A 25,668-nucleotide genomic window follows, 5' to 3' on the forward strand; every position below is an offset into this window, starting at 1 on the left:
AGTGATTGCAGGAATGTTAAACTGCAATCACTTTTGTTTTACATAATGGATTAATGGATAGCTTTCTTTTTAAAGCGTCCACCCTTAACCTCACTAATATTCCCAATAGCAAGAAAAGCTTGAGTATCTATACTTCTTACAATCTCCTTCATTTTCGACTCTTCCAGTCTTGTAATAATACAGAAAATCACTTTTTTATTATTTCCTGTATAAGCACCTTCTCCATGTAAATATGTAACACCACGACCAAGCCGATCCATGATAGCTTGTCCAATTTCCTCAATCTGCTCACTTATGATATAAATCGATTTTGACTCCTCCATACCAAGCACAACAATATCAATTACCTTTGATGCAATATAATAGGCGACTACGGAATACATTGCCTGTTCCCAGGTGAAGACGAAGCCAGCAGCAGTAAAGATAATGACATTTATAAATAAAATAACTTCCCCTACTGAAAACGGCGTCTTTTTGTTAAATAGAATTGCCAAGACTTCTGTGCCATCAAGACAGCCCCCATAACGTATTACAATACCTACGCCAATACCGAGTAAAATTCCGCCGAAAATTGTAGCTAATAATAAGTCTTTTGTAAAAGGATGCAAATGGTGCATAAGAACAGTTGACACTGAAAGAATAGAAATTCCTAAAGTAGTTGTTAGGGCAAAAGTTTTCCCAATTTGTTTATAACCAATGAAGATAAAAGGAAGATTAATAATGAAGATAAATACACCAATTGGTAATCCGAGAAAATGTGAGAGGATAATGGATATCCCAACGATTCCACCATCCATAATGTTATTTGGGACTAAGAATAACTCTAAGCCTGCACCGAATATCAATGCGCCAATAATGACCATGATAATTCGGAAACTTATTTGCCCAAAAGTAAGTTTTGAGGCTTTTACAGCACTTTGAACCATATAGTCTCCCCAATCTTGAAAATTTGTATTTCTATTTTAATTTTATATGATAGGTACTTGTATAACAAAAATTTTTACATTTTATTTCAAAATATTCTTTCATTTTATTTACTATTTTATAAAATTTTCAATCCATGAATATACTTTTTAAGTGTAAAAAGCCCCTATAATAATGGTTTTCTTTATCAAAAAATATAAAAAAAGTACTATAAATAAAAACTAACTATTAAAAATAACAAGAAAAATGTATAAATATCTCAAAATTTGAATATTAATAATAAAAATAGTTTCCATAATAAGGGTTAGTAGTATCTTTGATTCTCTCTTTTGTAACAAAAAATGTGCAAATAATACATTTTCATTACAAAAGACTCAAACTATACCACTCAAATTAGTATTATGGTACATTGTTAAAGTGAGAAATTATACATGGTAAATTTAACTATTTATTTATAGCGGACTTTGGAAGGGGCTTTATTTATGAGTTCGAATTGGAACAATAAAAAAGACTTTACAAAGCAAGAAACTTTTAGTCTTTTTCAACATCATAAAGGAATGTTAAAAACAGCTGCCGTATCAGCCATACTACTTTCAAGTGTAACATTCAATTTAGTATTTGCTACTGGCTCTGAGGATAGAAGCACGATCGATAAAATTTACCATATTTATGTAGGTAAGGATTATGTTGGGGCAGTTTCAAATGTCGCTTCAGTACAAAAAATTGTTGAAGTGAAAGAAAAAGAAGCCAAAACACAATTTAAAGAATTGTCAGTTGACGCGGAATCAAGTATTTCATTGGTACCTGAACAAGTGTATTCTTACCAAACAAATGATACAGAAGTATTGTCGCTTCTCAATGAACAGTTAGTTGCAAAAGCAGATGCTTATGCTTTAAATGTTGATGGTCAGCCAGTTGTTTATTTAAAAAATAAAGAAGATTACGAAGAAACACTTCGTTTATTAAAGCTAGAATATGTAACAGAAAAACAATTAGCAGAGTTAGAGGCTAATGAAATTACTAGTGGTTCGCTACCAGAATTAGAAGTTAATCAAACAAGAATATTAGAAATAAAGATAGAAGATGTTTCAGGTAAAGAAGCAAAAATTATCCCTTCTAAAATTTTAACTCCTGAAGATGCAGTTCAGTATTTACAAACTGGTACTTTAGAAAAAGAGTTATATACAGTTAAAGCAGGCGATGTATTAGGTTCTATTGCAATGAATCATGATTTAACAACTAAAGAATTACTTGCTTTAAACCCAGATTTAACAGAAGAGTCGGTTTTACAAATCGGTCAAGAAATAAACGTAACAGTTGAAAAACCATTAGTTAATGTTCAAGTCGTTTTAGAAAAATTAAAACGTGAAAAAATTGATTATGAGAAAATTATTGAACAAGACGAAAATATGTACAAAGGTGAGCAAGTCGTTAAGCAAGAGGGTTCTTTTGGTAAAAAAGAAGTTTCATATTTAATCACTGAAGTAAATGGCCAAGTGGAAGAAAAAGCTGTTACAAACGAAGTTATTCTTGAAGAGCCAGTTGATCATATTGTTAAGGTTGGTACAAAAGTTATCTCTTCCCGTGGTACAGGTGACTTTGCATGGCCAACTAATGGCGGTTATATTTCTAGTACGATGGGAACAAGATGGGGTGAATTCCATAGAGGAATTGATATCGCTCGTCCATCTAACTACAATATAAAAGCTGCTGATAATGGTGTTGTTACTGCTGCAGGTTGGGATGGTACATACGGTTATCGAATTATCATCAATCATAATAATGGATATGAGACATTATATGCACATTTATCAAGAATAGACGTAAATATTGGACAAGTAATTCCAAAAGGTTCTGTTATTGGAATTATGGGGTCAACGGGTAATTCAACAGGAACACACCTACATTTTGAAGTTCATAAAAATGGAGCTATTGTTAATCCACTAGCATATTTTTAAACTCTGGTAGAATTTAATTGTTAAATTCTAAATTTGGGACAGTCCAATCTATGGGCTGTCTTTTTTCATCTGAAAAAATTATTCCTTAATTTCGGGAAATGAAAGAGGTTTTCATTTTATCTACTGCGAATATAAATGATAAAATTAATAGAAGTTTCTTTTTTTCTAAAAGGTATTCGGGCAATTATTTCCCAGAAAATGATTTTCGTTAGTTTGTTATAATGATGTAAGTGATTTCTTTCATATATATTTTAAAAGGATAAAAAAATACGACTAGAAGAGTATAACGATATATAACTATATAAAAAGGAGAAATAGAATATGACAAAGACAATATTAGTTGTTGACGATGAGAAGCCAATTGCAGATATTTTGCAATTCAATTTAGTTAAAGAAGGATATCAAGTAATCTGTGCTTATGATGGGGATGAGGCACTTCAAAAGGTGGAAGAATCTCAGCCAGATTTAATGCTATTAGATATTATGCTTCCAAAAAGAGATGGTATGGAAGTATGTCGAGAAATTCGAAAAAAATATGATTTCCCAATTATAATGCTTACAGCAAAAGGCTCTGAAATTGATAAAGTTCTGGGGCTTGAAATGGGAGCTGACGATTATGTAACAAAACCATTTAGTACACGTGAGTTAATTGCGCGAGTAAAAGCAAATATGCGACGCCTTCAAACAAATTCAAATGTAGAAGATGAAAAAGAAGAGTCAAATGATATTGTTATTGGGTCATTAGTGATTCAACCAGATGCATATTTAGTTTTAAAACGTGGAGAAGCAATTGAATTAACTCATCGTGAATTTGAGTTAGTTCATTATTTAGCGAAACATATTGGTCAAGTGATGACAAGGGAACATCTTCTTCAAACTGTATGGGGTTATGATTACTTTGGAGACGTACGTACAGTTGATGTGACAATTAGACGTTTACGCGAAAAGATAGAAGATAATCCAAGTCATCCGAATTGGATTGTGACTCGCCGAGGTGTAGGTTATTATTTGCGAAACCCTGAGCAGGAGTAAATTAAATGCATAGAGTTAACTTTTTCAAATCGATCCACGTTAAACTTGTATTAATATATGTCTTATTAATCATTATTGCACTGCAAATCATTGGATTATATTTTTCACAGGAATTAGAGGAAAATCTAAAATACAATTTCCAAGAATCGATCAATCAAAGAATAGATTTAGTTCAGTATAGCATTCGAGAAGAAATGTTAAGAGAAAGAGATGAGCAATCGCCATCTCTTGAGCAAAGCTTGAGTTTAATTTTACGTGAATTTGCGACGGGAGATATTAATGCAATTCGAGTAATCGACAATCGTAATCGTGTCTTAGCAACTTCAGAAACAAATAACCAATCTATTATCGGTCAAAGAGCGAATTACGATATTGTAAATCAATCCATTGCAGCCCAAACATCTATCGATAAGATTGCCTTAAGTGCAGAAACACAAAGTCGAGTATGGGTTTTAGCGACACCGATTTTTAATTCACTTGGGCCAAATGGTGAAATCATTGGCACGATTTATATTGAGTCAAATATCGAAAATGTATTTGACCAGGTGAATGAAATCAATCAAATATTTGCTGTTGGTACGGCAATGTCACTAGTTATTACCATTATCCTAGGGATATTAATTGCTCGAACGATTACCCGACCTATTTCAGATATGCGTAAACAAGCACAAGCAATGTCACGAGGTAATTTCTCGCGTAAAGTTCGTGTTTATGGGAACGATGAAATTGGTCAATTAGCTATTTCATTTAATCATCTAACAAATCGTCTTCAGGAAGCAACTGCTACAACAGAGGCAGAGCGAAGAAAACTATCCTCTGTTTTAACGAATATGACAGATGGCGTTATTGCAACTGATCGCAAGGGGAAAGTTATTTTGATTAATGACCCAGCCCTTAATTTCTTAAATACTTCAAGAGAGGCGACGCTCAACCGCCCCATCGCTTCTGTGTTAGGACTTGAACAGGATTATAGTTTTGAAGATTTATTAAATATGAAGGATTCGGTCAACTTAGACTTTAGTTCGCCAGAAAATCGGTTAATTTTGCGTGCGAATTTTTCTGTCATTCAAAAGGAGACTGGCTTTGTAAATGGTTTAATCACGGTGCTACATGATATTACTGAACAAGAAAAGATTGAAATGGAGCGACGTGAATTTGTCGCAAACGTATCTCATGAGCTACGTACACCTTTAACAACAATGCGCAGCTACCTAGAGGCACTAGCAGATGGTGCATGGAGAGATGAAGCTATTGCACCGACTTTCCTGAATGTAACGCAAACAGAAACAGAACGAATGATTCGACTAGTAAATGATTTATTGCAATTATCGAAAATGGATAGTCGCGATTATAAGTTAAACAAGGAAATTGTTGAGTTTAATACATTCTTTAACCGAATTATCGATCGATTCGAAATGTCAAAATCCCAACATGTTGAGTTTAAAAGATACTTACCGGAATCTTCTTATTTTGTTGAGATTGACACAGATAAGCTAACGCAGGTAATTGATAATATCATTTCAAATGCATTGAAATATTCGCCTGATGGTGGAAATATTCGATTCGGTGTTACCGTTCAAGAAAGCGTATTAAAAGTAATGATTTCTGATGATGGTATGGGAATACCAAAAGAAAATGTCACAAAAATTTTCGATCGCTTTTATCGAGTGGATCGCGCAAGGTCGCGTGCGATGGGCGGTACAGGTTTAGGACTAGCTATTGCTAAAGAGATGATTGAAGCACATGGCGGAAAAATTTGGGCGGAAAGTGAGGAAGGTGTTGGTACGACAATTTTCTTCACATTACCGTATGAATTGGACGAGGCGGGTGAATGGGATTGAAATATATTGAACATATAAAATCAATTGCATTAACGATCCTAGTTTTATTAAGCCTTTTGTTGACTTTTTCAATATGGAGCTATACGCCAAATTTGCAAATTATTGAGGAAACACCTGTTAATCAAATTTCTGTGGGTTCTGAAAAAGTAATAGAGGACGTGATTAAGCCTTATCGAATTCTTTTTCATGAAGGAGATAATTTTTTTGGAACTGTAACATCTACAGAAATCGATGAAATTATGGGAAAAATATCAAATTGGAAATCATCGGGTTTCCAATTTGTGCAAAGTAATCTAACCGATGAAAAATTAAATAACCTTTTAAAAAATGATAAGCGAATTACACTCTTTTATGAATCTGAAGTACCTTTAAATGCCATTAATTCGGTGATGTTTTTTTCTGAGCAAGAGATACCTAATATTTCGTTTAATCGATTAATCATCGACTGGAATAAACTTTCCGTAAACAACACGATTACGATTTATTTAGCTAGTAGAGAGAATGGTACGTTGTATAGTACGGATATACATGTCAGTGAAGAGCAATTTGTGAATTCAATTGTTGTTCCATCACGAAATCTAGGAACGTATCAAGAAGTAGAACGCGCTAAAGGATTATCGCTATATGTACCTACTAATGAATTTGATTTGTTGAAATATACGTATTATATAGACGAGATTTCACCTGAAACATTTAAAAATATATTATTTGTGGAGCCAAGTATTGTACAACGAAATATAGAAAGCCCAATATCCGAAAGATATATTGATAGTATGGCACTTATGACGGTTGATACAAATAGTAAGATTTTTAATTATGTATACCCAGCTTCTGAAAGCTATGAAGATATTTCACCTTCCAAGTTATTAAAAAATAGCTTTGAATTTGTCAATGAGCATGGTGGATTTACAGGTGACTATCGATATAAAAATATGAATGCACCAAGACATCTAGTTGAATATCAGCTTTATCTACAGGGGCTACCAGTATATAGCAATGTTACACTGACAAGGATTTCAATCACGTGGGGAGAAAAACAAATTTTCCGTTACAGAAGACCGTATTACTTATTAGATATGGACATATCTTCAGAGAAATATTTAACAAGTTTACCTTCTGGGACTGAAATGATCGAAAGAATTAGCCAGTCACAAAATATCCAATTGGCTAATATTGATGAGCTATATATCGGATATTACTTAACTCAAAATGATAATAAACTTTTATACACACTTGAACCAAGTTGGATTGCAATCATTAATGGGGTTTGGACACGATTGACACCGGAAGTATTAGGAGGCGATGAATATGGATTGGAGTAAATCAAAATCGATATTCATCTTCGTGTTTCTAATATTGGATATATTTTTATACTCACTCTATTTAAATCGTCTAACAGAGGCTCAAAAGGTTGAAGTATTGGGAGAAAAGACAATTGAAGCACGATTAAACGATGACAATATTACTTTTAATACATTGCCTATTGTAGAGACTGCCCCATACTTGTCTGGTAGTGTGAAAAAGTTTGAAGAAGACGATATTAACCTATTTAATGATCAAAGTGTTTCCGTCGAAAATGACTCGAAATTAGTTGTTACTTTGCAGGAGCCTATAGCTATCAAAAATATTAATAATCCAACAAGCTATGCAGAGTTTATTCAGGCATATGTGTTTGATGGAACGTCTTACACTCTTTGGGATATCGATGAAAATAATCGCACTGCTACATTTTTTCAGCGTGTCAATGACCGAACAATCTATTACAATATAAATGGAATGGTAAAAGTCTATTTAAATAGCGATAATGAAATCTATATGTACGAACAAACGCTGTTAGAAGATTTTGAAGTATACGAAGAAGAAAATCTACTAACACCAATTCAAATTATACAAATCCTCTATTCAAGAGGTTTACTAAAGCCAGATTCACAAATTACACAAGTCAAACTGGGGTATTCAACTCTAGTTCAATTAACACAAACACAAGTATTCGTACCAACTTGGGAAATAAAAGTAACAACTGCTGATGACGAGGAAGAAGAATATTTTGCGAATGCAATTGAAGGACAAGTAATCGATGTAAAACTCGATCAAACAAATGTAGAAGTAGAAGAATAGGGAGTAATAGTATGCGATTTAGTGTTTTAGCAAGTGGCAGTACTGGAAATGCCGTATATGTAGAAAATGATGAACATGCATTTTTAGTAGACGTAGGTTTAAGTGGTAAAAAGATGGAGCAACTATTTGCTAAAATCGATCGTGATATGAGTAAATTATCAGGTATTCTTGTCACTCATGAGCACAGTGATCATATAAAAGGGCTTGGCGTGGTTGCTCGTAAATATAAAATCCCCGTCTTTGCCAACGAAAAAACATGGCAAGCAATGGACGGTCATATTGGTAACATACCTACTGAGCAACGTTTTCATTTTGATATGGAAGCAGTTCAATCCTTTGGGTCCCTAAGTATTGAATCCTTCGCAGTATCTCATGATGCTATTGATCCAATGTTTTACGTTTTCCACGAAGGTGATCGCAAGCTGGTCATCATTACTGATACAGGATATGTTAGTGATCGCATGAAGGGGATAATACGTGGAGCAGATACCTTTGTGTTCGAAAGTAATCATGATATAGGCATGCTGCAAATGGGACGCTATCCATGGTCGATTAAACGACGCATTCTAAGTGATGTTGGACATGTTTCCAATGAAGATGCCGCCATTGCCATGAGTGAAGTAGTTTTTGAAAAACCGACTCATATTTATTTATCACATTTAAGTAAAGATAATAATATGAAAGATTTAGCGCGGATGAGTGTAACTCAAACATTACAGTCAAATGGTATTATTACAGGAGAATTTGTACACCTGCATGATACAGATGCAGAAGAACCAACTTTATTAGTAACTGTATAAAATTTGATGAAATAACTAAGAACTTTGTTATCAAGCAAAGTTCTTTTTTTATTTTTACTTTATTTCATTTTCATGTAATTTTAATGTTTGATTTGTATCATAATGACAAAAGAAAGGAAGGATGAGTGATTTATGAGTTATTTTAACGATGATGAAAACAGACAAAATGAAATGAATACTCCAAATAATACTCCATATAATCCGAACAGTTCATATTCAAATGAACCGAATACCATGAATACTCACTATTCTCCATTACAAGAGCGGCTTAAGAAGGAAGAAGAAGAGAATAAACGTAAGGCAAATCGTAAAGGTGGAAACAAAGGTGGCTATTTTGTTAGTGCATTGGCAGGTGTGATTGCTGGTGCATTAATTATGTGGTTACTGCTTCCTTCACTAGTAGGACAGCTTCCTAGTAGCTCAGCCGCATCTGATGGAAATAACAAAATACAAACTTCCATTGATCAAACCGCTACAGAAGTAACAACAGATATTACCAAAGCAGTTGAGAAGGTATCGGATGCAGTTGTAGGAATTACGAATATACAGGAAGTAACAGATTTTTGGAATCAACAATCTATGGAGCAAGAAGCAGGTAGTGGGTCAGGAGTTATATACAAGGTGGAAGGAGACAAAGCATTCGTTATTACGAACTATCATGTTGTGGAAAACGCAAAGCAACTAGAGGTTACATTAGCTGATGGGACGAAAGAAAAAGCTTCTCTTGTTGGTAGTGATATTTGGACAGATTTAGCCGTTGTATCAATTAGTAGTGAGCATGTAGATACAGTTGCAGAATTTGGTGATTCCGATGTTTTAAAACAAGGAGAGACAGTAATTGCTATTGGGAACCCATTAGGCTTAGATTTCTACGGTTCAGTCACAACAGGTGTCATTTCTGGTAAGGATCGAGCAGTACCAGTGGATTTAAACGCTGATGGCTATGAAGATTGGGAAACAGAGGTACTACAAACAGATGCTGCGATCAACCCTGGGAATAGTGGTGGTGCGCTAATTAATATTGCAGGAGATTTAATAGGAATTAACTCTATGAAGATTGCAGAATCAACTATTGAAGGATTAGGCTTTGCAATTCCAATTAACACAGTAATTCCAATCATTGAAGAGCTTGAACGAAATGGTGAAGTACGCAGACCTACAATGGGTATCGGTTTATTAGACTTAACAGATGTTCCAGCATTTTATCAACAACAAACATTGCAATTACCTGAAGAAGTTACAACAGGTGTTGTCGTATCCGAAGTTGTTCAAGGATCACCTGCATACCGCGCGGGTGTAAAACAATATGATGTGGTCATTGAAATGGACGGTGTAAAAATCGAGAACTCCATTGATTTGCGACAACATTTATACAACGAAACGGAAATTGGCGATACAATCCAAATGAAAGTATATCGTCAGGGTAAAATCGTTGAATTGAATTTAAAATTAACAGAAGGTACAAATGTATAATAAATAGTATAAATTTGATGATTAGTTATCGACAATAATCACAGATCAAATGTGGATAACTATAGGTTATAAACAAAGTTTTTACACAGTGAGTAGTGGAAGAAAATCTATTTCTTTCCTACTCCTTTTTTGTTTGCTACAATGGTTTGTGGATAAAATGAGAAAAATGTGAATAACTTTGTGGAAATTTTCAAACAAAAAGGAGTTATAGTAAATGGAGAAATATAGCTGTGAAACACATATAGATCACGCTTTAGATATGTTTGTAGCAGAAACAAAAGAGTTTCCTATTATGGATAAATTGAAAGAGGAAGAAAAGTTATCCACAAAATGTTCCTACTGTGATGCACCTGCAACATATATTGTATCAAGTAAATAACTTTACACAATATGTAGGTTGCATCTGTGAGTAGTGTGGATAACTTTGTGGATAAAATGTTTGTAAACAAAATGTAAATGTGTATAAACTGTGTATAGCAACTTAAGTGGTAATGAAAATAGATAGAAATTCAAGTATCACGTGGTTTGAAAATAGAGTGGTAAAATATACCCTTTCTATTTCCACTTTGTGGATTGTTTTTTGTGAAAGAATTGTAAAGGTGGATAAGCTGTGAATATCTCAATCATTTCGGTTGGTAAGTTAAAAGAGAAATATTTAAAAATGGGAATCGACGAATATGTGAAACGTCTAGGTGCCTATGCAAAGATAGATATCATCGAGGTGCCAGACGAAAAAGCACCTGAACAATTAAGTCAAGCCGAAATGGAAATCGTAAAGCAAAAAGAGGGAGAACGAATTTTAGCAAAGGTTAGCGATGGCATGCACGTCATCGCCCTAGCTATAGACGGTAAAATGAAATCCTCGGAAGAACTAGCAGCAGGTTTAGAATCACTCATGACCTATGGAACGAGCAAAATCACTTTTGTCATCGGCGGATCTCTCGGCCTACATGAAGACGTATTAAAACGCGCGGACGAAAAACTAAGCTTCGGCCGCATGACATTACCCCACCAATTGATGAAGCTCGTATTAGTGGAGCAGATTTATAGGAGTTTTCGGATTATTAAGGGAGAACCATATCATAAGTAAATGAGGTTTAAATAGGAATTTAAGAACAGTCTAATTTTAAAATAGATTAGACTGTTTATTTTTCTTAAAATATACTATTAATGGATGGAATGTTTATTAGGGGGATATACTAATGAATCTAGATATTATAAGTATTGACGAGTTAAACTTAGAAGTAGAACGTGAAAAAATATGTATCAAATATGAAGAAAAAGATAATCTTGATTTGCAGAAAGTTAGAATATTTAAATCTACTTTTTCGAATGTTGGTCTAAAAAAAGCTCAATTTAACAGTTGTAGTATAAATAATTCATTGTTTGAAAATTGTTATTTAAGATATGCAATATTTAATAATGTGGATTTAACAGGTTCGACTTTTATAAATTGTGACTTATCAAATGTGAAACTTAATTCCTGCAACATCAGATATGTTGAATTTAGAAATTGTCAAATAAATTTAAAAGAAGTATTGGGCTGTTTACCACAGGAAACAAATTTAAAAATACAATTATTAAAAGAATTAAGATTAAATCAAATAAGTATTGGTGATAACAAGGGTGCGGACGATTTACTAATAAAAATTCTAGATGCTGAAAAGGCTTTATTAATGGAGCGTGTAAAATGTGAAACAAGTTATCATCAAGAGAGAGAAGATTTTGTTTCTAGAGTTAAAGCATACTTTAATTATATTTTATTAAGTCTGAATGATTTAATATGGGGATATGGTGTAAAATTATCCAGACTTTTTAGAATAGCGCTTACTATAATTTTTATATTTGCTATTCTAATTTACTTATGTACTGATGCTGAATATATCTCTACAACTATAGCAGGTAATGTTTTAGAAGATTTGAGCTTTTGGGATTCTTTATACGTTAGTTATACTAATTTTATAACAATTGGATATGGAAATTATATTCCCAACTCTACAGTTACTAAAATTATTTTTGTTACTGAGAATACTCTAGGATATATATTTTTAGGCTTCCTAGTATCGGGAGTTTATAGGAGAATAGCAAAATGATTGAAGAATATAATTTTAATTATATAAAAGGCCTTGAGATTGTAATTATATATGGCTCAATGGCAAGAAATGAAGCTGATAATAATTCTGATATAGATATTTTTGCTTTAGTAGAAGATTCGCTTACAGAATTCGAGAAAGAAAAGGTAATTGATAAAATTTGTTCTCTAATTTCTAGTAAAGAAGTTAACGTCTCTTTATATACAAAAGAGGTATTCAACAAAATGTCTAAAGATGGATCTCTGTTTTTATGGCATTTAAAGAAGGAAGGTAAATATCTTTTTAATAAAAATAATGAAGATATTTTTATAAATCTTGCAAATTTTGATGCCTATCAAAAAAATATGGAATTGTATAGAGATTTATTCAACAGTGTTCAGGAGAGCTTTGATGAAAATGGTATAAATAGTTATGACTTATCAATGTTATTTTTCTTATGTAGAAATATGAGTATATTAACTTGTTTTAGAATAGGTAAGCCTAATTTCGGACGTTATTCTGCATATGAAACCCTTATAAAATATTTAAATTATGAACCCATAAGTTATTTAGACTTCATCTATTTATCTAAATGGAGAATCGATTATACTAGAGGTATTGAAGAAGAATTGGTTTATCCTACTAGAGATGAATTAATAAAGATTATAAAAAAAATATCTATATTATTTGATGTATGTGAGAACATTATTAATAGTGAGGGTAAAAATGAAAAATATTGACATTTTAAAATCTTTTTATGAAAAAATCAGTAATGATAAATCTATGATTTTTAATTATTCAAAAGTTAGCGAATTTGAAAGAAATTTATTTATATCAATATCAAATTTTATCAATGATAAATATGGCTATCAATTGAAGGGATTAACTAAATTACATTTTAGTCGATTAAAAAATGCTATTGATATAGAGAATGATGATAAAGCTTTAATACAAAACGCTTTTAAATTAAATTCAATGATAGCTAAACGGACTGTTACTATGGGTTACGGTGGCTATGCTGAAAAGAAGATTATAAAAAATTACAAATTAGAGATATTTATTGAAGATTTGAAAGAGTATATAGAGGAATATGAAAGAAAAAACCTCACTTAGATACATTACGGTGAACCGTATGGTCTACCCGTCATTACCTTCACCAGATACTGAAAAGAAAAGATAGCCATTCGTTGTGCGTACCGTAAAGGTGCGCTTATTTTTATATTTCGGGCGTGCTCATAAAGTAGGTGAAATTTCTTTGGTCGGTAGAAATAATTCCAAGACTTTTTTATTTTCGGAATAAAGTCACAGAAGCAATGTTGAAGATATTGAAAAAAATTCCACAAAAAGTTAAAATAAGAACAAAAGTTCTGACTTTTGTTATTTATAAATTTTGGAGGTGCATTGATAAGTAATGAGCTTAAAATACCGAATAGGTAAGCTAAAACCGTTCTTCGAGTTTATTCAAAAGAATACTAATGAAATAATTGATGAAAGTTCCACTGTTATTATAAAAACTGTAATTACTAGCTTTATTGGTTCTTCCAATTGAAAATTGGAATATATTCGTAGTTTTAAATAAATTACCAAATAGAATTATTTAGATGAAATGAGGATAAATATGGAAATTATATATTTAGTAGTATTTTTTTTATTATTACCAATAATACTAATTGGATTAATTTATGTTGATAGTAAGAGTAGTTATAATGAAATATCGATTGAAATGTGGACTAAAGAGAGTGGGGAGTTCTATTTCTCAGTTCCTTGTTATATTTGGCAAGAAAGTAAAAAGAGAAGAGCTAAAGAAATTTATTCACAAAATACAATTCTAGATTTTGATGGGTATAAATATGGAATTACTAATTTAGGTGGGGTATTTCCTAGAACAAATGGAGGTTTATTTTTTGAAAGAGAACTACGGTTTTGGGGGATTCCTTTACATGTATTACAGTCAGTTAGAAATACATATTTAACAATAAATCAGTATGGATCAGGAATTATAAATATTGAAGTAAATAATAACGAAATTATTAATGAAATTATTAGTATTAAAGAGTATATTTCCAATGATACGCTTATTAATGGAATCGATAAAGAAGTAATGAATAACTTTTTAAGCAAGATTTTAAGTGGAGAAAGAATGGAAAGGGGGGAAGCAAAGGCTGCTTATGATACTTTTTTAAAATATGAACCTTTACTTAGTTTGTCAGTAAATATTATATCTATTATTAAGGATTTTTTTAGTAAATAAATTTCATTGAAAACCGCACTTACACAGGTTACGGTGAACCGTAACCTGTGTAAGTGCGGTTTTCTCACTAATGATAATAATCTTTCAAATAGATAAACAGCATTCTATAGTAAACAGCGTAGTATATAAATTTAAACTACGCTGTTTTTTATTATAAGCAATTTAGTTAGTGACCATTTTGCGGATGTCAACAAAATGGTCTAGCTCGGCTCGGGTACAGAACGTGAAATTGAAGATATTTTTCTTTCAAGATATCTTGTTATCTAATGGTGTAAAATGTGGATTCAATTAAAGAAGTAGTGGCTTAAGTCATCTCTAAAAAAACGTATATTACATTACGCAATTCAAATTAAGTATAAAGATAAATTGAACATATCAAACAATGATGTTCTAAGATAAATAAGGATATAGGGAGGAAAACCATTGAACAATGAAACCAATATCTTGATTTATCAAACGGAGGAAGGCAATACAAAAATAGATGTTCGTTTAGAAAATGAGACAGTATGGATGACACAAAAGGCAATTGCCGAACTTTATCAAAAAGGTGTTAATACAATAAACGAACACATAAAGAATATCTATGCAGAAGGAGAACTACAGGAATCGGCAACTATTCGGAAAAACCGAATAGTTCAAACTGAGGGTAAACGTGAGATATCTTTTTACAACCTCGAAATGATTATCGCTATAGGCTATCGTAATTTACTGCCGAGTGGCGTGCTGTAACTAGTTGTTGAAAGTCCATCATGTATACCTCCTTAAAAACCATATATCTCGAATTTGAGATATTAAATTTAGTATATACTATTTCCATATAAAAACAACTAAGTAATATCGACGTAAATAGATTTATATTTTAACTAGACTGCTTTTGTGTAGGAATTTTCATCTTTTATTTCATTTGAATGAACTCCCCCAATAATACTTCTTAACCTTCCGTTTATAAAATTCGATGCCCAACTAGCTTTGATGCAGGAAGCATCCCAGCTTTGGCTTCACCAATCATATTGTTTCCATTTATAGAGACGTTAAATTTTAAGTTAAGACGCATTGGTTTAGATACCTTCATGGACCACTTTAATTGATTACCTTCTATTATTAGATTGTCTAAAGTGACAATATCTCCTCCTTGCTTTGCAGTTCCTATTATTTGTCCATCTATATTTGTTAAGTTAATTAAAACAGAGAGTTTCCCAATAGGGGTGGAGATTGTAGTATCCCATTCTCCTTGAAAATCCTCTGTTTTATTGGTTTGAGAAGACTGATGACTTGTCTCCTCAGCTTGAGTTTCTTCTTGGTTTTCTTTTGGTGAATTTCCTTCTGCTTTCCAAACTGTACCCCTGCGTTCGTACTCGAAAAGTTGCTCCACTGCATGTGCTATACGGGGACCCAATTCTCGCTCAACTAAGTAAAGGGCAACATCGAGCCCCGAAGTAACACCACCACCAGTAACAAGATTCCCGTCATCCACAATTCGTGCATTGACTGGAATAGCATTAGTAGCACCTAAAAGCCCCATTCCCATGTGGTGAGTAACAGCATGTCGGCCTTCTAATAAGCCACCCATTGCTAAAATGAGAGAACCGCCGCAAACTGTAGATAGCAAAATAGCTTGCTTTTGCATCGCTTCATTCAGTAAATTACCTAATTCAGTTTCTGCTGCTTGTCGTAATCTAACAGGTACTGAATCGGGTCCATTATCATGAACAGACCCAGATGCACCGGGGATAAGAATAATTCCGTTGCTTGTTAAGTCGAGTTTACCATTTGCTTGAATTTGTAAATGATTTACTCCACTTGTCACCATTCGTTCGCCTTCAGCAGAAACGAGTTTAACGGTAATGTCTTCATTTGAGTACATCGCAGCAGCATTAAATACTTCATAAGGTGCGATAGCGTCTAACAGATCAAATCCATCAAACAACACAATTTGAATATGCATTTATATTCACTCCATTCAAAATGATTTGATTATGTCTTATTTTGTAAGTAGATTTTTCAGTTTTTGATAATCCGCCTCGCTCAGTTCCCCGGTGATTACTAGATCTTTAAGACGGTCCATTTGCTTGGTATGCATATAACGAGAGCGTATTGCGTATATGCGAACCGCTACAAAACAAAATAATGTAAGGCAAAACAAAGCTCCGAATGGAAAGAATGAGAAAATTTTATCTTCAATACCCATTTTTAAATCCTCCTGTAAAGTTGTTAATGTGTGAAGTAATATGATTGTTTCACAATTAAAGATTAATCTTTGAATATCTCAAAAGAGGCTATAAAACAATCACAAAATAATCACAATTCATCATAAAACTTATTTTTCATTGAAAAAATGATAAACTAAATTTGAAATTTTATTGTTGTTAGGTTTGTATCTAGGGGTGTGTTACCTGAGGAAAGGTGGAATTTCCGTGAACAAAGGACAGAGAATTCTAGTCGTTGACGATGATAAAAATATAGTAGAACTACTGAGGGATTTCTTAGAAAATGAAGGTTTTTATGTGGAAACTGCTTATGAAACTGCTCAGGCACTTGTCATCTTGAAACAAAGTACAATTGAATGCATCATTTTGGATATAATGATGCCGGGACAAAACGGTTTTGAGTTATGTAGGCAGATTCGCATGGAAAGTAATATCCCAATTCTTTTTTTGAGTGCTCTTAGTGATGATGTAGATAAGATTCGCGGACTAGCCCTAGGAGGAGATGATTATATAGTCAAAACTGCTTCGCCGGGTGAGATTGTTGCAAGAGTGAAGGCTGTATTAAGGCGTTCGAGTTCTAAACAAACATCCAGGAAGGTTTTGGATTATGGGCGTCTATCGTTGGATTTATCTACTAGGGAAGTATTTATAAAAGGGGAGCCCATTTCACTGACACCTAAAGAGTATGATTTGCTGCAATTGTTTGCGGAACATCCTAAATACATTTTTACATATGACCAATTACTTGAAAGGTTTTGGGAAGGAATTGGTGATAAACATACTATTCGTGTGCATCTAAGCCGGCTCCGTGAGAAAATTGAGGCTGATCCGAATAATCCGCAATTTATTGTGAACGTATGGGGGATAGGCTATCGCTTTAAAGGAGAAGAAAATGAAAACCATTCGCATTCGTAAATTCACCATTTTTAGTTTATTTATTATACTTATTTTTCCGTGGATTTTTTATGTAGGTGCGCATTATTTTGAAACAAAGTCATTTAATCTTGGAATTTCAACTGATTCAAAAGTGACTCAAGTAGTGGCGGGAATTACTGGGCTACTATTATCTTTTTTGATTGTGGCTTATATAATGCGAAGATATATTCTTCTTCCTCTTGAGAAAATGAGTCTTTGTGCTCGGCAAATTGCAGAAGGAGATTTGGATACCAATATTCCTTCTTCGAGAATTTTTGAGATAGCTGAAGTCCATGATGGTTTTAACGTTATGGTAGATAGTTTAACAAGGTCTTTTCAGAAGCAGATTGAATTGGAAGAAGAACGGAGATTTGTAATTGCTGCTGTTGCCCATGACTTACGGACACCATTATTTGCCTTACGGGGTTATTTAGACGGCTTAGAGCAAGGTATTGCTAATTCGCCTGAAAAGAGAGCAAAGTATTTGGCTGTTTGTAAGGAGAAGTCGGCTCAGTTGGACCGACTTGTAGAGGATCTTTTCACGTTTGCGAAGACAGAGTACCAAGAAATGATACTAAGCGAAAATATTATTGACCTGAGTCTTGTTATCAAGAACTCGATTGAAAGTTTAAGTCCACAGGCTGAGCAAAAGGATATCTCTATTATTACAGATAATTTGACAAGGGATTGCAATATAAAGGGCGATTCACACCTATTAGAACGAGCCATGAATAACTTAATTGATAATGCGGTCAGACATACACCTAGGGGAGGCAAAATTATCATTAATTGCAATAAAGATGAAACCTATGTGATTTTTACGATACAAGATACAGGAGGGGGATTCTCTGCGGAGGATATTCAAAAAGTATTTGAACCACTATACCGAGGGGAAGCATCAAGAAATCGCTCAACTGGAGGAGCAGGTTTAGGGTTAACTATTTCAAGACGAATTTTTAGACAACATGGTGGAGATTTAGTTGTAGGCAATCACCCAGATGGTGGTGCATTCTTAAAAGGTTGGATACCCTTAATACTCTAAGAGGAATGCATGCATTTACTATACTTTAAGCTTAGTTACACTACCTGAAATAGGTTTTAAAAGAACACTCAGAAACACTATATTAATAGTATTTCTGGGTTTCTTTATGAAGAAATTTATTGCTTACTTCAAAAATAGTACTGGCAACATCTTTATTTGAAATCGTTAAAGAAGCAAATTTTTGTACATCGTTTTGCCCAACACATACGCTATAATATGCTTTTTCAAACAAGCACTGGTCATTACTGTCATTTCCAAAAGCAATGAAATCCTTTATATGAAGTTTTTCCAGTCCATAAACTTTATTAATACCTAATGGGCTAATATCAATGGCATCCTCACTTTTATAAGCTGTTACACAAACGGGCAAAGTGCTAAGTGCATGAATGGTAGCTTGAGTAGGCTTAAAAAGTACTAATTTACAAATTTTTTGTAGGGCAGTAATATCAACATTTTTTGCAGAGCTTTGGTTAATATTGTTGTAAATAGGGTGATCTTCACTTCCTGTATAAGCATAATCCCATTCACCATCTGCTAAATAAGTAAGCTGATGCTTTTCAATCATTGTATGTAGCTGTGTCACTAGCTGAGGTGTAAAAGAATTCGCTATAATTTGTTCATTATTTGAAATGAAACAACCATTTCCACCAACTAGTTTTCCTGTTTTAAATGGCTCAGGGAGTATAGGTACTAAATCTCGAATTGGCCGAGCAGAAGCAAAAATAACATCGTGTCCATCTTTAGAAAGCTTATCTAAAGCAACGACAATCGAATGATCGATTGTTTTCCCATCAAAGCAAAGCGTGCCATCAATATCAAATACAAAATTCATTCGAATCCCCTCCTATAAACAGTATAATAGGTTCAGTTTTTAAATGGGGATAAATTTGCAGTTATTCTAATGGCTCACGATTCGAAAAATCATATAACCGAACTTATACAACCGTATTATTAAATATAATTTGGATGGTCGAACAATTAATGAAATGTTAAGATAGTTGGAGAGATACTGTTTATTAACGGTATCTTTATTTTTTTGTTAAAGGGGAGTTGATATTTTATGGAGATAATAGCATTTATTATAATCATTTTAGTCGCTTCCGTACTTCAAACAAGTACAGGATTCGGATTTTCGATTTTGGCAACTCCCTTTCTTCTTTTAATATTTGAACCAATTGAAGCAATTCAAATAAATTTAATATTGTCTTTCATAATTTCTAGTGCATTAATAATGAAAATTAGAAAGGATGTTGACTTTGGCATCCTTCGAAGATTTGTGGTAGGAAGTGCTGTAGGTCTGCCTATCGGAATTCTAATCTTCCTGTTAGTCGATATAAATAAATTAAAGTTGGGAGTGAGCCTTATTATTTTAGTATTAACAATAATGCTCATTCTTAAGTTTCGAATTAACCAAAATAAGAAGAGGGATTTAATTGTTGGTGGACTATCAGGTGCATTTACTACAAGTATAGGAATGCCCGGACCTGCTTTATTAATATACTTTTCAGGAACAGATACTCAAAAAGAAAAATTAAGAGGAACGACACTAGCCTTTTACTTATTTATATACATTGTTAGTTTAATCATCCAAGTAATTTTTGCAGGAACAACTAAGACAGTCTGGGTTTCAAGTTTATGGGCTTTACCTTTGATATTTGTGGGATTGTACTTGGGACAACTATTATTTGAAAGGATTAATCAAAATGCTTTTCGAATTTTTACATATATAATTTTATTGTTTACAGGGATTTACTTGCTGATTGAAAGTTTGGGATTACTATAATTAATAAGTTTATCAATATATGTTTTACTACAACCTAGATTCCGAAACCGTCGTATAAGTAAGTACAGTTTATGAAAAGAACCACCTAAAACAATTAGATTAACAATGTTTTAGGTGGTTTTTATTTATCTAATGCGATAATGTCTTTTTCAAAATATGTGCCTGTAGCTGTCTGTTTTTGAAAATCCAACATTTCTCAGGAAATGACAGGCATTATTCCTGTCGATTAGCTACAGGCTTTTCTCTTCGTTGGTAAATAGATTTTGAATAACAAGGTTTGTGATATTTGGTACTATTTCGAGTGAGTATTTCATTTCCATTCTTTCAAGCTTCTTGTGAGCATCCAAGCCATATGGGCCGATATTAATCACAGGTACATTTATATCTCGTATATCTTGAAACTCGACATAGTGTTTTGTGCCCCAACCAGGGTTATTTTTTGAAACAGCGTTGATGCCATCTTCATCATCACTTAAAGCCATAAAGCTCATATCAGAAATATACGGGAAAAAATTCCGAGTAACAATCGGATATGGATATTCAGGCTGTATGGTCTCCACTGCTTCATCTAGCGCTCTAATTAAATTAAGCTCATCAGTTGTTTTCCCTGTCATTTCAATCCTTGGTGAGTAAAGGGAAGAGTAAAATAAAATAATAGCTGGAGCTTTATCCTTCATCCATTTCCAGGATTCTTCGACAACTCGTGCAGCATACATCCGGGTATCTAAATCTAAATTTGTCAGTAGGTTTTGTTTAAACCCGTTCATGTGTGTGATGAATGAATCACCATTTTCCTCGATTAATAGCAGCTCCATCTCTTCATATGTAAAAACTCTCGGCTTCCAAGAAGGGGAGACAAAGGGTTCACCACTAATTTCACTATATTTGCGATACCGCTCTTCAAAAGTAGCTAGCGCATTGGTAAAAGCAATCGTAGCTTGTTCCTTAAGCTTATCCAGTACATCTTTTGGAGACCAGGAATGAATAAAGAAATTATAATAAACATAAGCCGATAGTGCTGTTTGTACAGTATAAGACGGTTTTAAGTCTGTTTGTTTTAATGATACGGGCGGAACGGTCGTTTCTCCATAAGCCTCGTTGCAAAGCTCGGGATTATAATTTATTTGTTTTGTCAGTTCAGCAGCGATAAAGTTAGGATCTAAACCTTCAAAGGCTGAACCAACATGTGTCTCTGCGCCTGTTATAAAGAATGACGGCAATAGTTTACCTACCGTACCTTTATAAATATAACGATTTTCATCCCCTTCAAAACGAGGTGAAACGAAATCAGAATTAATGGCAGCAATATATTCAAAACCATGTTCCTCTTTCCATTTCTTCAACGTTTTCAAAGAGGAAAGAACCCCGTGTGAGCTATCTTCCTCATCACATTCTGCTAACAACAAAATGTTGCCGTCCAGTTCTTCAGGATGTTCGGAAAAGTACTTTAAGAGATAGAGATTACTTGCAACGCCGCTTTTCATATCAAGGACACCACGGCCAAATAACCAATCCCCAGATTCTAAATGTTCTTTGGCTGATGTAGGCAGTTTTTCCCTTTTCAATGCGTCCATCAGTTCATCTGGGAAACAAGCATGTTCCTTCAATTGGTTAAAGTCCTCAATCCCAACTGTATCGATATGTCCCATTAAAATAATTGTGCGGTTGCTGTTTCCTTTCTTTCCTTTAACAAATGCCATGACATTACATCTTTCTTGCTCATCGTTTATAGTCTTCTCTAAAGCTACTGAATTGGGATTTTGTAAAAAGTATGGTAATGAAGAGATGATTTGGAATAGAGAACGGGCAATTGTCCCCTCACCAGTTGTATTTACGATACTTTCTATATTAACAAGCTGTTTCGTATAGGAAAGTATATCGTCACGACAATTCAACATAAGACGGCCTCCATTTTTTGTATATGATTTTATCAAAATGTAACGAATGATATAAAACTAGTCAAGTATACAATCATACAAATAAACTAAATTGCTAATGCTAAATTTCATATCAAAACCACAGCTTTTGTATTAGAAGGGTGAGAAGTCGCGATTTACCTGATGAATTCTCTCTCTTTTTCTATTAAGGTATATCTTAAATGACATGCAAATCTATTTTTATAGAATTAATTTGTGAAAAAAAATTATCTATTGCACGAATCTTTGATGATGAATCGTATTATGAAGTGAAGGAGGCCTGAGTATGAAAACGTTCGCCGGCTTACGTGTTCATGAAATAGTTCAAACTTATAGTGACACTTTAATACGAATTGCTGTGCAGCAGACAAAAAACATGTCTGAGGCTGAGGACATTGTGCAAGAGGTCTATATGACACTTATGAAACAGAAAAAGCCTTTTGATAATGAATCGCATTTAAAGGCTTGGCTTATCAAAGTGACTTTTAATAAATGCAAGGATTACTTTAAGTCTTCTCGTGTTAGGAAGACAGTATCGATAACAGATGAGATGACGTTTATTGCAAAAGAGGAACAAAGTGTTCTCCCTGAAATTTTTGAACTTGTTCAAGAAGATAGGGTCATTGTTTATTTACATTATTACGAAGGTTACACGACAGCGGAAATTGCCAATCTATTAGAAATGAAAGTAAATACGGTAGGCTCAAAGCTGAGAAGGGTTCGAATGAAGCTAAAAACGATTTTAGAAGAAGGGAGTAAAGTGTGATGAGTGCTTATAAGAATGTGATGAAGCAGATTCATGCTTCCGAAGAATTTAAAAATAAAATGCAAAATGAAATGTTGGAATATGAAATAAAAGAAAAGAGGGGCTTTATGAAAAACGTAAGATTAATGGTTGGAAGTTTTGTAGCTTGCATCGTAATCGCTGTAATTGCGGTTGTTACTTTAACAAACATAAACAACGATGTAGCGTCGTTAGATTTAACGGATAGAATTGTGGTGGATAATTCAGGTCCTGCTGCAAGTGTCATGCTTAATATTGAAGGAGTTATAACTGAAGTTGGAGAAGACGGGATGAGCTTTACGTTGGATAATGGAATGAAAGTTGTGGTTACAGATGAAACAGAATTGGGGATAGATGGCCCAACAGCCCCCCCTAAGGAAGAACAGTTATTTGAACCTACGTTTAGAGTAGGGAATTTAATAGGCGGTTTTACGGAAGATACGTCGGCAGATCCAGTGACTGCTGCGGTAATCTATACTAACTGGAACTTTGAAAACCCAATTCGATAAGAAGCTGTAAATTCCTTTAGGTTCTGATTTTTAATATAAAGACTATTATGCAATTGTTATAATATCAATTTAAAAATTATAGATTAATATGATGCGCGGATAAAAAATTTCAGTTTATAGAGAAAATAACAGCACCCTCTAATATGGAGAGGTGCTGTTTAGTTCGGTTCCACCCTTTATTTCCTCACAACAGGAATCCACATTTCACCAAAAACTAAGCCATTTCGCTCTCCCATTTCAACGGTTGTATTCGGTCCACCGACATAGGCGAAATCCTTTGCTGTTGGTAATACTTGACCAAAGGCAATACCAGTAAGCATATTACTCAACTCAAAAGCTGTATTCGCTTCACCTTTAACAACCAGGTATTCGCCCTTAGGAAGTATCAATGTTAGTAATTCAGAAGAAATAACAGAGATAACAAATTGGCTACGTTGTCTTGGTAGTGATATTAAGATTAGGGAAGTGCCAATAGAAGTTTTAGAAGTTTTCCAAGAGAGAGTAGGATTTTATTGCCCATAATCGAAGCTAGTAAGAACTCAAAGTAAATGTTTTAAAGTAAATGAGGATAAATTCGCTTTATAAAAGAGAATTAATGAACTACTTATAGTGAAAAAGGAAACTGTAAGTAGTTACAAAAGGATGCTTAGAAAACTATACATTAAGTCGTTTCCGAGCATTATTTCTCTCTGCAGAAACTGGAATGTGGTTTACTGCATTTCCTAGACCATAATGAGGCATATTCACATAAACGGATTCATAGTTCCCTTTACTTAATTGATAAGTTTCATGATAAATTCCAACAGCGTCGTTATTCCCTACTTTTTTATTAAAATTTTTCCACGCAGCTAAATGCTTTTCACTTTTGGCATATGCGAGTAGGTCGTCGATTGAACGCCAATATTGAATCATCGTAGTTGTACGAAGACCGAAATAACTTTCCATTGATAAAAATCCTAAGCTTTCCTTGTTCGTATAAAGCTCCTTAATCATCCCAGGCATCGCATTGAATACAGGCAACCACTTATGAATAGCTAGCCGCTTGTTAACTCTCATTCCAATAATAAAAACAACTATATCCTCTGTATTTTCAGTTGTAAAACGTCCTGTATAAACATGCTTAGCCATCACTTACTCCTCCTTAATAAATAATTTATCTAAAGTATACTCACACCATTCCAATGCAGCTTTCGTTGTTCGTTTCCCATAATCCAATGTGAATAACCAATAAACAGCATCATCATCATTAGGATTAAAGTCCATAATGCTCTGCTCAATTGCTACATATGTCTGATAACGTTTTTCTAACTCTTGTTTGTAATTCTGTATTAGTGACACAGTTTTTTTGTGGGATTGATAGCGACCAAAAAACAATTTAAGCAAAATTTCATTTCGTTCAATAGGCAATTGTTTCATTGGCTGCTCCAACCAATTTTTTAGTACGTCTCTCCCTTTTGAGGTTAGATTGTACTCATTTTTATCTGGCTTCCCAGGGTTTGATGAGATTTGTACCTCCGCTAATCCTTCTTGGACAATGAACTTTAATGTAGGATATATTTGCCCATAACTAATTTTCCAAAAATGATTTAAGCTTCGATCAATGAACTGTTTAATGGAGTATCCAGATTTACAATCGGTCGTCAAAATCCCTAATATGGCGTATGTTGTATCGTTGTAATTAGTCAATATGCTCACACCTATCTAAAAGATATATATCATTAAGATATATAGTAGCCGATTGAAAGGAGAAGTTCAACTAAAATTTCAGAATAAATAAAATATCTCTTAATAAACCCGAATTCAAATAAAAAGCGCCCTTTATTTCAGAAGAATGCAATGATGTAAACTCGGAATATGATAAAATTTACTTTCTTGATTTCAGATGAACGAGAGCTAAAAGAATTAGTTATGAATGAAATGATAAAATTACAGTTACATGATGAAGTAGAAAGGTTAAGAAAGCTTGATATTAATGAAGAAAATCAATTCTTCTTATAACAATAAAACGCGGGATGTTTAGTCGCGCATACATAAAAAAGATGA

At 33.5% G+C, this 25,668-nt stretch carries 27 protein-coding genes and 1 pseudogene; 20 read left to right on the forward strand and 8 right to left on the reverse strand.

Going from position 1 to position 25,668, the window contains the following annotated elements; all coding sequences use genetic code 11:
• Positions 1-50: 50 nt before the first annotated feature.
• Entirely contained in the window at positions 51-926 is an 876-nt protein-coding gene (locus tag CD30_RS02835) for a YitT family protein (protein ID WP_036172241.1), read from the reverse strand.
• 480 nt (positions 927-1,406) lie between these two features.
• Here CD30_RS02835 and CD30_RS02840 point away from each other — a divergent pair, with 480 nt between their 5' ends.
• From CD30_RS02840 to CD30_RS02905, 14 genes are all read left to right on the forward strand, one after another.
• Positions 1,407-2,882, forward strand: a complete 1,476-nt coding sequence (locus tag CD30_RS02840; protein WP_036172243.1) for a peptidoglycan DD-metalloendopeptidase family protein — start codon at positions 1,407-1,409, stop codon at positions 2,880-2,882.
• 321 nt (positions 2,883-3,203) lie between these two features.
• Entirely contained in the window at positions 3,204-3,914 is a 711-nt protein-coding gene (gene yycF / locus CD30_RS02845) for a response regulator YycF (protein ID WP_036172245.1), read from the forward strand.
• Between the two features lie 5 nt (positions 3,915-3,919).
• The gene (gene walK / locus CD30_RS02850) at positions 3,920-5,755 is read left to right on the forward strand and encodes a cell wall metabolism sensor histidine kinase WalK (RefSeq protein ID WP_036172247.1); all 1,836 of its coding nucleotides are present in this window, start codon (positions 3,920-3,922) and stop codon (positions 5,753-5,755) included.
• Positions 5,746-7,077 carry a YycH family regulatory protein gene (locus tag CD30_RS02855; RefSeq protein WP_052126024.1) on the forward strand — a complete coding sequence of 444 codons (1,332 nt, stop codon included), beginning with the start codon at positions 5,746-5,748 and terminating at the stop codon, positions 7,075-7,077. Before walK ends, CD30_RS02855 begins: the two co-directional genes overlap by 10 nt.
• Positions 7,064-7,873, forward strand: a complete 810-nt coding sequence (locus tag CD30_RS02860) for a two-component system regulatory protein YycI (RefSeq protein ID WP_036172249.1) — start codon at positions 7,064-7,066, stop codon at positions 7,871-7,873. Before CD30_RS02855 ends, CD30_RS02860 begins: the two co-directional genes overlap by 14 nt.
• A gap of 11 nt (positions 7,874-7,884) precedes the next feature.
• Positions 7,885-8,673, forward strand: coding sequence for an MBL fold metallo-hydrolase (locus CD30_RS02865; protein WP_036172251.1), 789 nt, complete (start codon positions 7,885-7,887; stop codon positions 8,671-8,673).
• A gap of 234 nt (positions 8,674-8,907) precedes the next feature.
• On the forward strand, positions 8,908-10,146 hold the full coding sequence (locus tag CD30_RS02870; RefSeq protein ID WP_036172547.1) for a S1C family serine protease: 1,239 nt from the start codon (positions 8,908-8,910) through the stop codon (positions 10,144-10,146).
• 214 nt (positions 10,147-10,360) lie between these two features.
• Positions 10,361-10,525: a CxxH/CxxC protein gene (locus CD30_RS19705; protein WP_036172253.1), complete on the forward strand. Its 165-nt coding sequence runs from the start codon at positions 10,361-10,363 to the stop codon at positions 10,523-10,525.
• A gap of 231 nt (positions 10,526-10,756) precedes the next feature.
• Positions 10,757-11,236 (forward strand): 23S rRNA (pseudouridine(1915)-N(3))-methyltransferase RlmH, encoded by a 480-nt coding sequence (rlmH, locus tag CD30_RS02880; RefSeq protein WP_036172255.1) that lies wholly within the window; start codon positions 10,757-10,759, stop codon positions 11,234-11,236.
• A 112-nt stretch (positions 11,237-11,348) separates the two neighbouring features.
• Positions 11,349-12,239 (forward strand): pentapeptide repeat-containing protein, encoded by an 891-nt coding sequence (locus CD30_RS02885; protein WP_036172257.1) that lies wholly within the window; start codon positions 11,349-11,351, stop codon positions 12,237-12,239.
• Positions 12,236-12,958, forward strand: a complete 723-nt coding sequence (locus CD30_RS02890) for a nucleotidyltransferase domain-containing protein (protein WP_036172259.1) — start codon at positions 12,236-12,238, stop codon at positions 12,956-12,958. The genes CD30_RS02885 and CD30_RS02890 overlap by 4 nt, the downstream gene beginning before the upstream one ends.
• On the forward strand, positions 12,945-13,331 hold the full coding sequence (locus CD30_RS02895) for a hypothetical protein (RefSeq protein WP_036172261.1): 387 nt from the start codon (positions 12,945-12,947) through the stop codon (positions 13,329-13,331). Before CD30_RS02890 ends, CD30_RS02895 begins: the two co-directional genes overlap by 14 nt.
• 505 nt (positions 13,332-13,836) lie before the next feature.
• Complete coding sequence (locus CD30_RS02900) at positions 13,837-14,469, forward strand: hypothetical protein (protein ID WP_036172263.1); 633 nt, start codon at positions 13,837-13,839, stop codon at positions 14,467-14,469.
• Positions 14,470-14,892: 423 nt separating this feature from the next.
• Positions 14,893-15,198 carry a hypothetical protein gene (locus CD30_RS02905; RefSeq protein WP_036172266.1) on the forward strand — a complete coding sequence of 102 codons (306 nt, stop codon included), beginning with the start codon at positions 14,893-14,895 and terminating at the stop codon, positions 15,196-15,198.
• A gap of 214 nt (positions 15,199-15,412) precedes the next feature.
• Here CD30_RS02905 and CD30_RS02910 read toward each other — a convergent pair whose 3' ends face one another.
• Both CD30_RS02910 and CD30_RS02915 read right to left on the reverse strand, forming a co-directional pair.
• A complete protein-coding gene (locus CD30_RS02910; protein ID WP_036172269.1) occupies positions 15,413-16,414 on the reverse strand; it encodes a DJ-1/PfpI family protein in 1,002 nt (333 codons plus the stop codon).
• Between the two features lie 36 nt (positions 16,415-16,450).
• Entirely contained in the window at positions 16,451-16,657 is a 207-nt protein-coding gene (locus CD30_RS02915) for a hypothetical protein (RefSeq protein ID WP_036172271.1), read from the reverse strand.
• Positions 16,658-16,883: 226 nt separating this feature from the next.
• On the opposite strand from CD30_RS02915, the gene CD30_RS02920 reads away from it, so the two are divergent.
• Together CD30_RS02920 and CD30_RS02925 are read left to right on the forward strand one after the other, a co-directional pair.
• Positions 16,884-17,591 (forward strand): response regulator transcription factor, encoded by a 708-nt coding sequence (locus tag CD30_RS02920; protein WP_036172273.1) that lies wholly within the window; start codon positions 16,884-16,886, stop codon positions 17,589-17,591.
• Positions 17,569-18,633, forward strand: coding sequence for a HAMP domain-containing sensor histidine kinase (locus CD30_RS02925; RefSeq protein WP_036172275.1), 1,065 nt, complete (start codon positions 17,569-17,571; stop codon positions 18,631-18,633). The genes CD30_RS02920 and CD30_RS02925 overlap by 23 nt, the downstream gene beginning before the upstream one ends.
• Positions 18,634-18,715: 82 nt before the next feature.
• On the opposite strand, the gene CD30_RS02930 is transcribed toward CD30_RS02925, so the two are convergent.
• Entirely contained in the window at positions 18,716-19,465 is a 750-nt protein-coding gene (locus tag CD30_RS02930; RefSeq protein WP_036172277.1) for an HAD-IIB family hydrolase, read from the reverse strand.
• A gap of 228 nt (positions 19,466-19,693) precedes the next feature.
• Here CD30_RS02930 and CD30_RS02935 point away from each other — a divergent pair, with 228 nt between their 5' ends.
• Positions 19,694-20,416, forward strand: a complete 723-nt coding sequence (locus CD30_RS02935; RefSeq protein ID WP_036172279.1) for a sulfite exporter TauE/SafE family protein — start codon at positions 19,694-19,696, stop codon at positions 20,414-20,416.
• Between the two features lie 230 nt (positions 20,417-20,646).
• Here CD30_RS02935 and CD30_RS02940 read toward each other — a convergent pair whose 3' ends face one another.
• A complete protein-coding gene (locus tag CD30_RS02940; protein ID WP_036172281.1) occupies positions 20,647-22,314 on the reverse strand; it encodes a M20/M25/M40 family metallo-hydrolase in 1,668 nt (555 codons plus the stop codon).
• A 304-nt stretch (positions 22,315-22,618) separates the two neighbouring features.
• On the opposite strand from CD30_RS02940, the gene CD30_RS02945 reads away from it, so the two are divergent.
• Both CD30_RS02945 and CD30_RS02950 read left to right on the forward strand, forming a co-directional pair.
• The gene (locus tag CD30_RS02945; RefSeq protein WP_036172283.1) at positions 22,619-23,098 is read left to right on the forward strand and encodes an RNA polymerase sigma factor; all 480 of its coding nucleotides are present in this window, start codon (positions 22,619-22,621) and stop codon (positions 23,096-23,098) included.
• A complete protein-coding gene (locus tag CD30_RS02950) occupies positions 23,098-23,625 on the forward strand; it encodes a hypothetical protein (RefSeq protein ID WP_235801993.1) in 528 nt (175 codons plus the stop codon). The genes CD30_RS02945 and CD30_RS02950 overlap by 1 nt, the downstream gene beginning before the upstream one ends.
• A gap of 176 nt (positions 23,626-23,801) precedes the next feature.
• On the opposite strand, the pseudogene CD30_RS02955 reads toward CD30_RS02950, so the two are convergent.
• From CD30_RS02955 to CD30_RS02965, 3 genes and pseudogenes are all read right to left on the reverse strand, one after another.
• Positions 23,802-24,005 (reverse strand): annotated as a pseudogene (locus CD30_RS02955) (effector binding domain-containing protein); the annotation flags it as partial.
• A 274-nt stretch (positions 24,006-24,279) separates the two neighbouring features.
• Positions 24,280-24,753: a DUF4188 domain-containing protein gene (locus CD30_RS02960; protein ID WP_036172287.1), complete on the reverse strand. Its 474-nt coding sequence runs from the start codon at positions 24,751-24,753 to the stop codon at positions 24,280-24,282.
• A 3-nt stretch (positions 24,754-24,756) separates the two neighbouring features.
• Positions 24,757-25,311 (reverse strand): PadR family transcriptional regulator, encoded by a 555-nt coding sequence (locus CD30_RS02965; protein ID WP_036172289.1) that lies wholly within the window; start codon positions 25,309-25,311, stop codon positions 24,757-24,759.
• A 168-nt stretch (positions 25,312-25,479) separates the two neighbouring features.
• Between CD30_RS02965 and CD30_RS20015 the strand changes: the two genes are divergently transcribed.
• Complete coding sequence (locus tag CD30_RS20015) at positions 25,480-25,623, forward strand: hypothetical protein (protein WP_156962295.1); 144 nt, start codon at positions 25,480-25,482, stop codon at positions 25,621-25,623.
• The last annotated feature ends 45 nt before the right edge of the window (positions 25,624-25,668 follow it).

It is taken from the genome of Ureibacillus massiliensis 4400831 = CIP 108448 = CCUG 49529 (assembly GCF_000772965.1).
Classification (GTDB): Bacteria; Bacillota; Bacilli; order Bacillales_A; family Planococcaceae; genus Ureibacillus; species Ureibacillus massiliensis.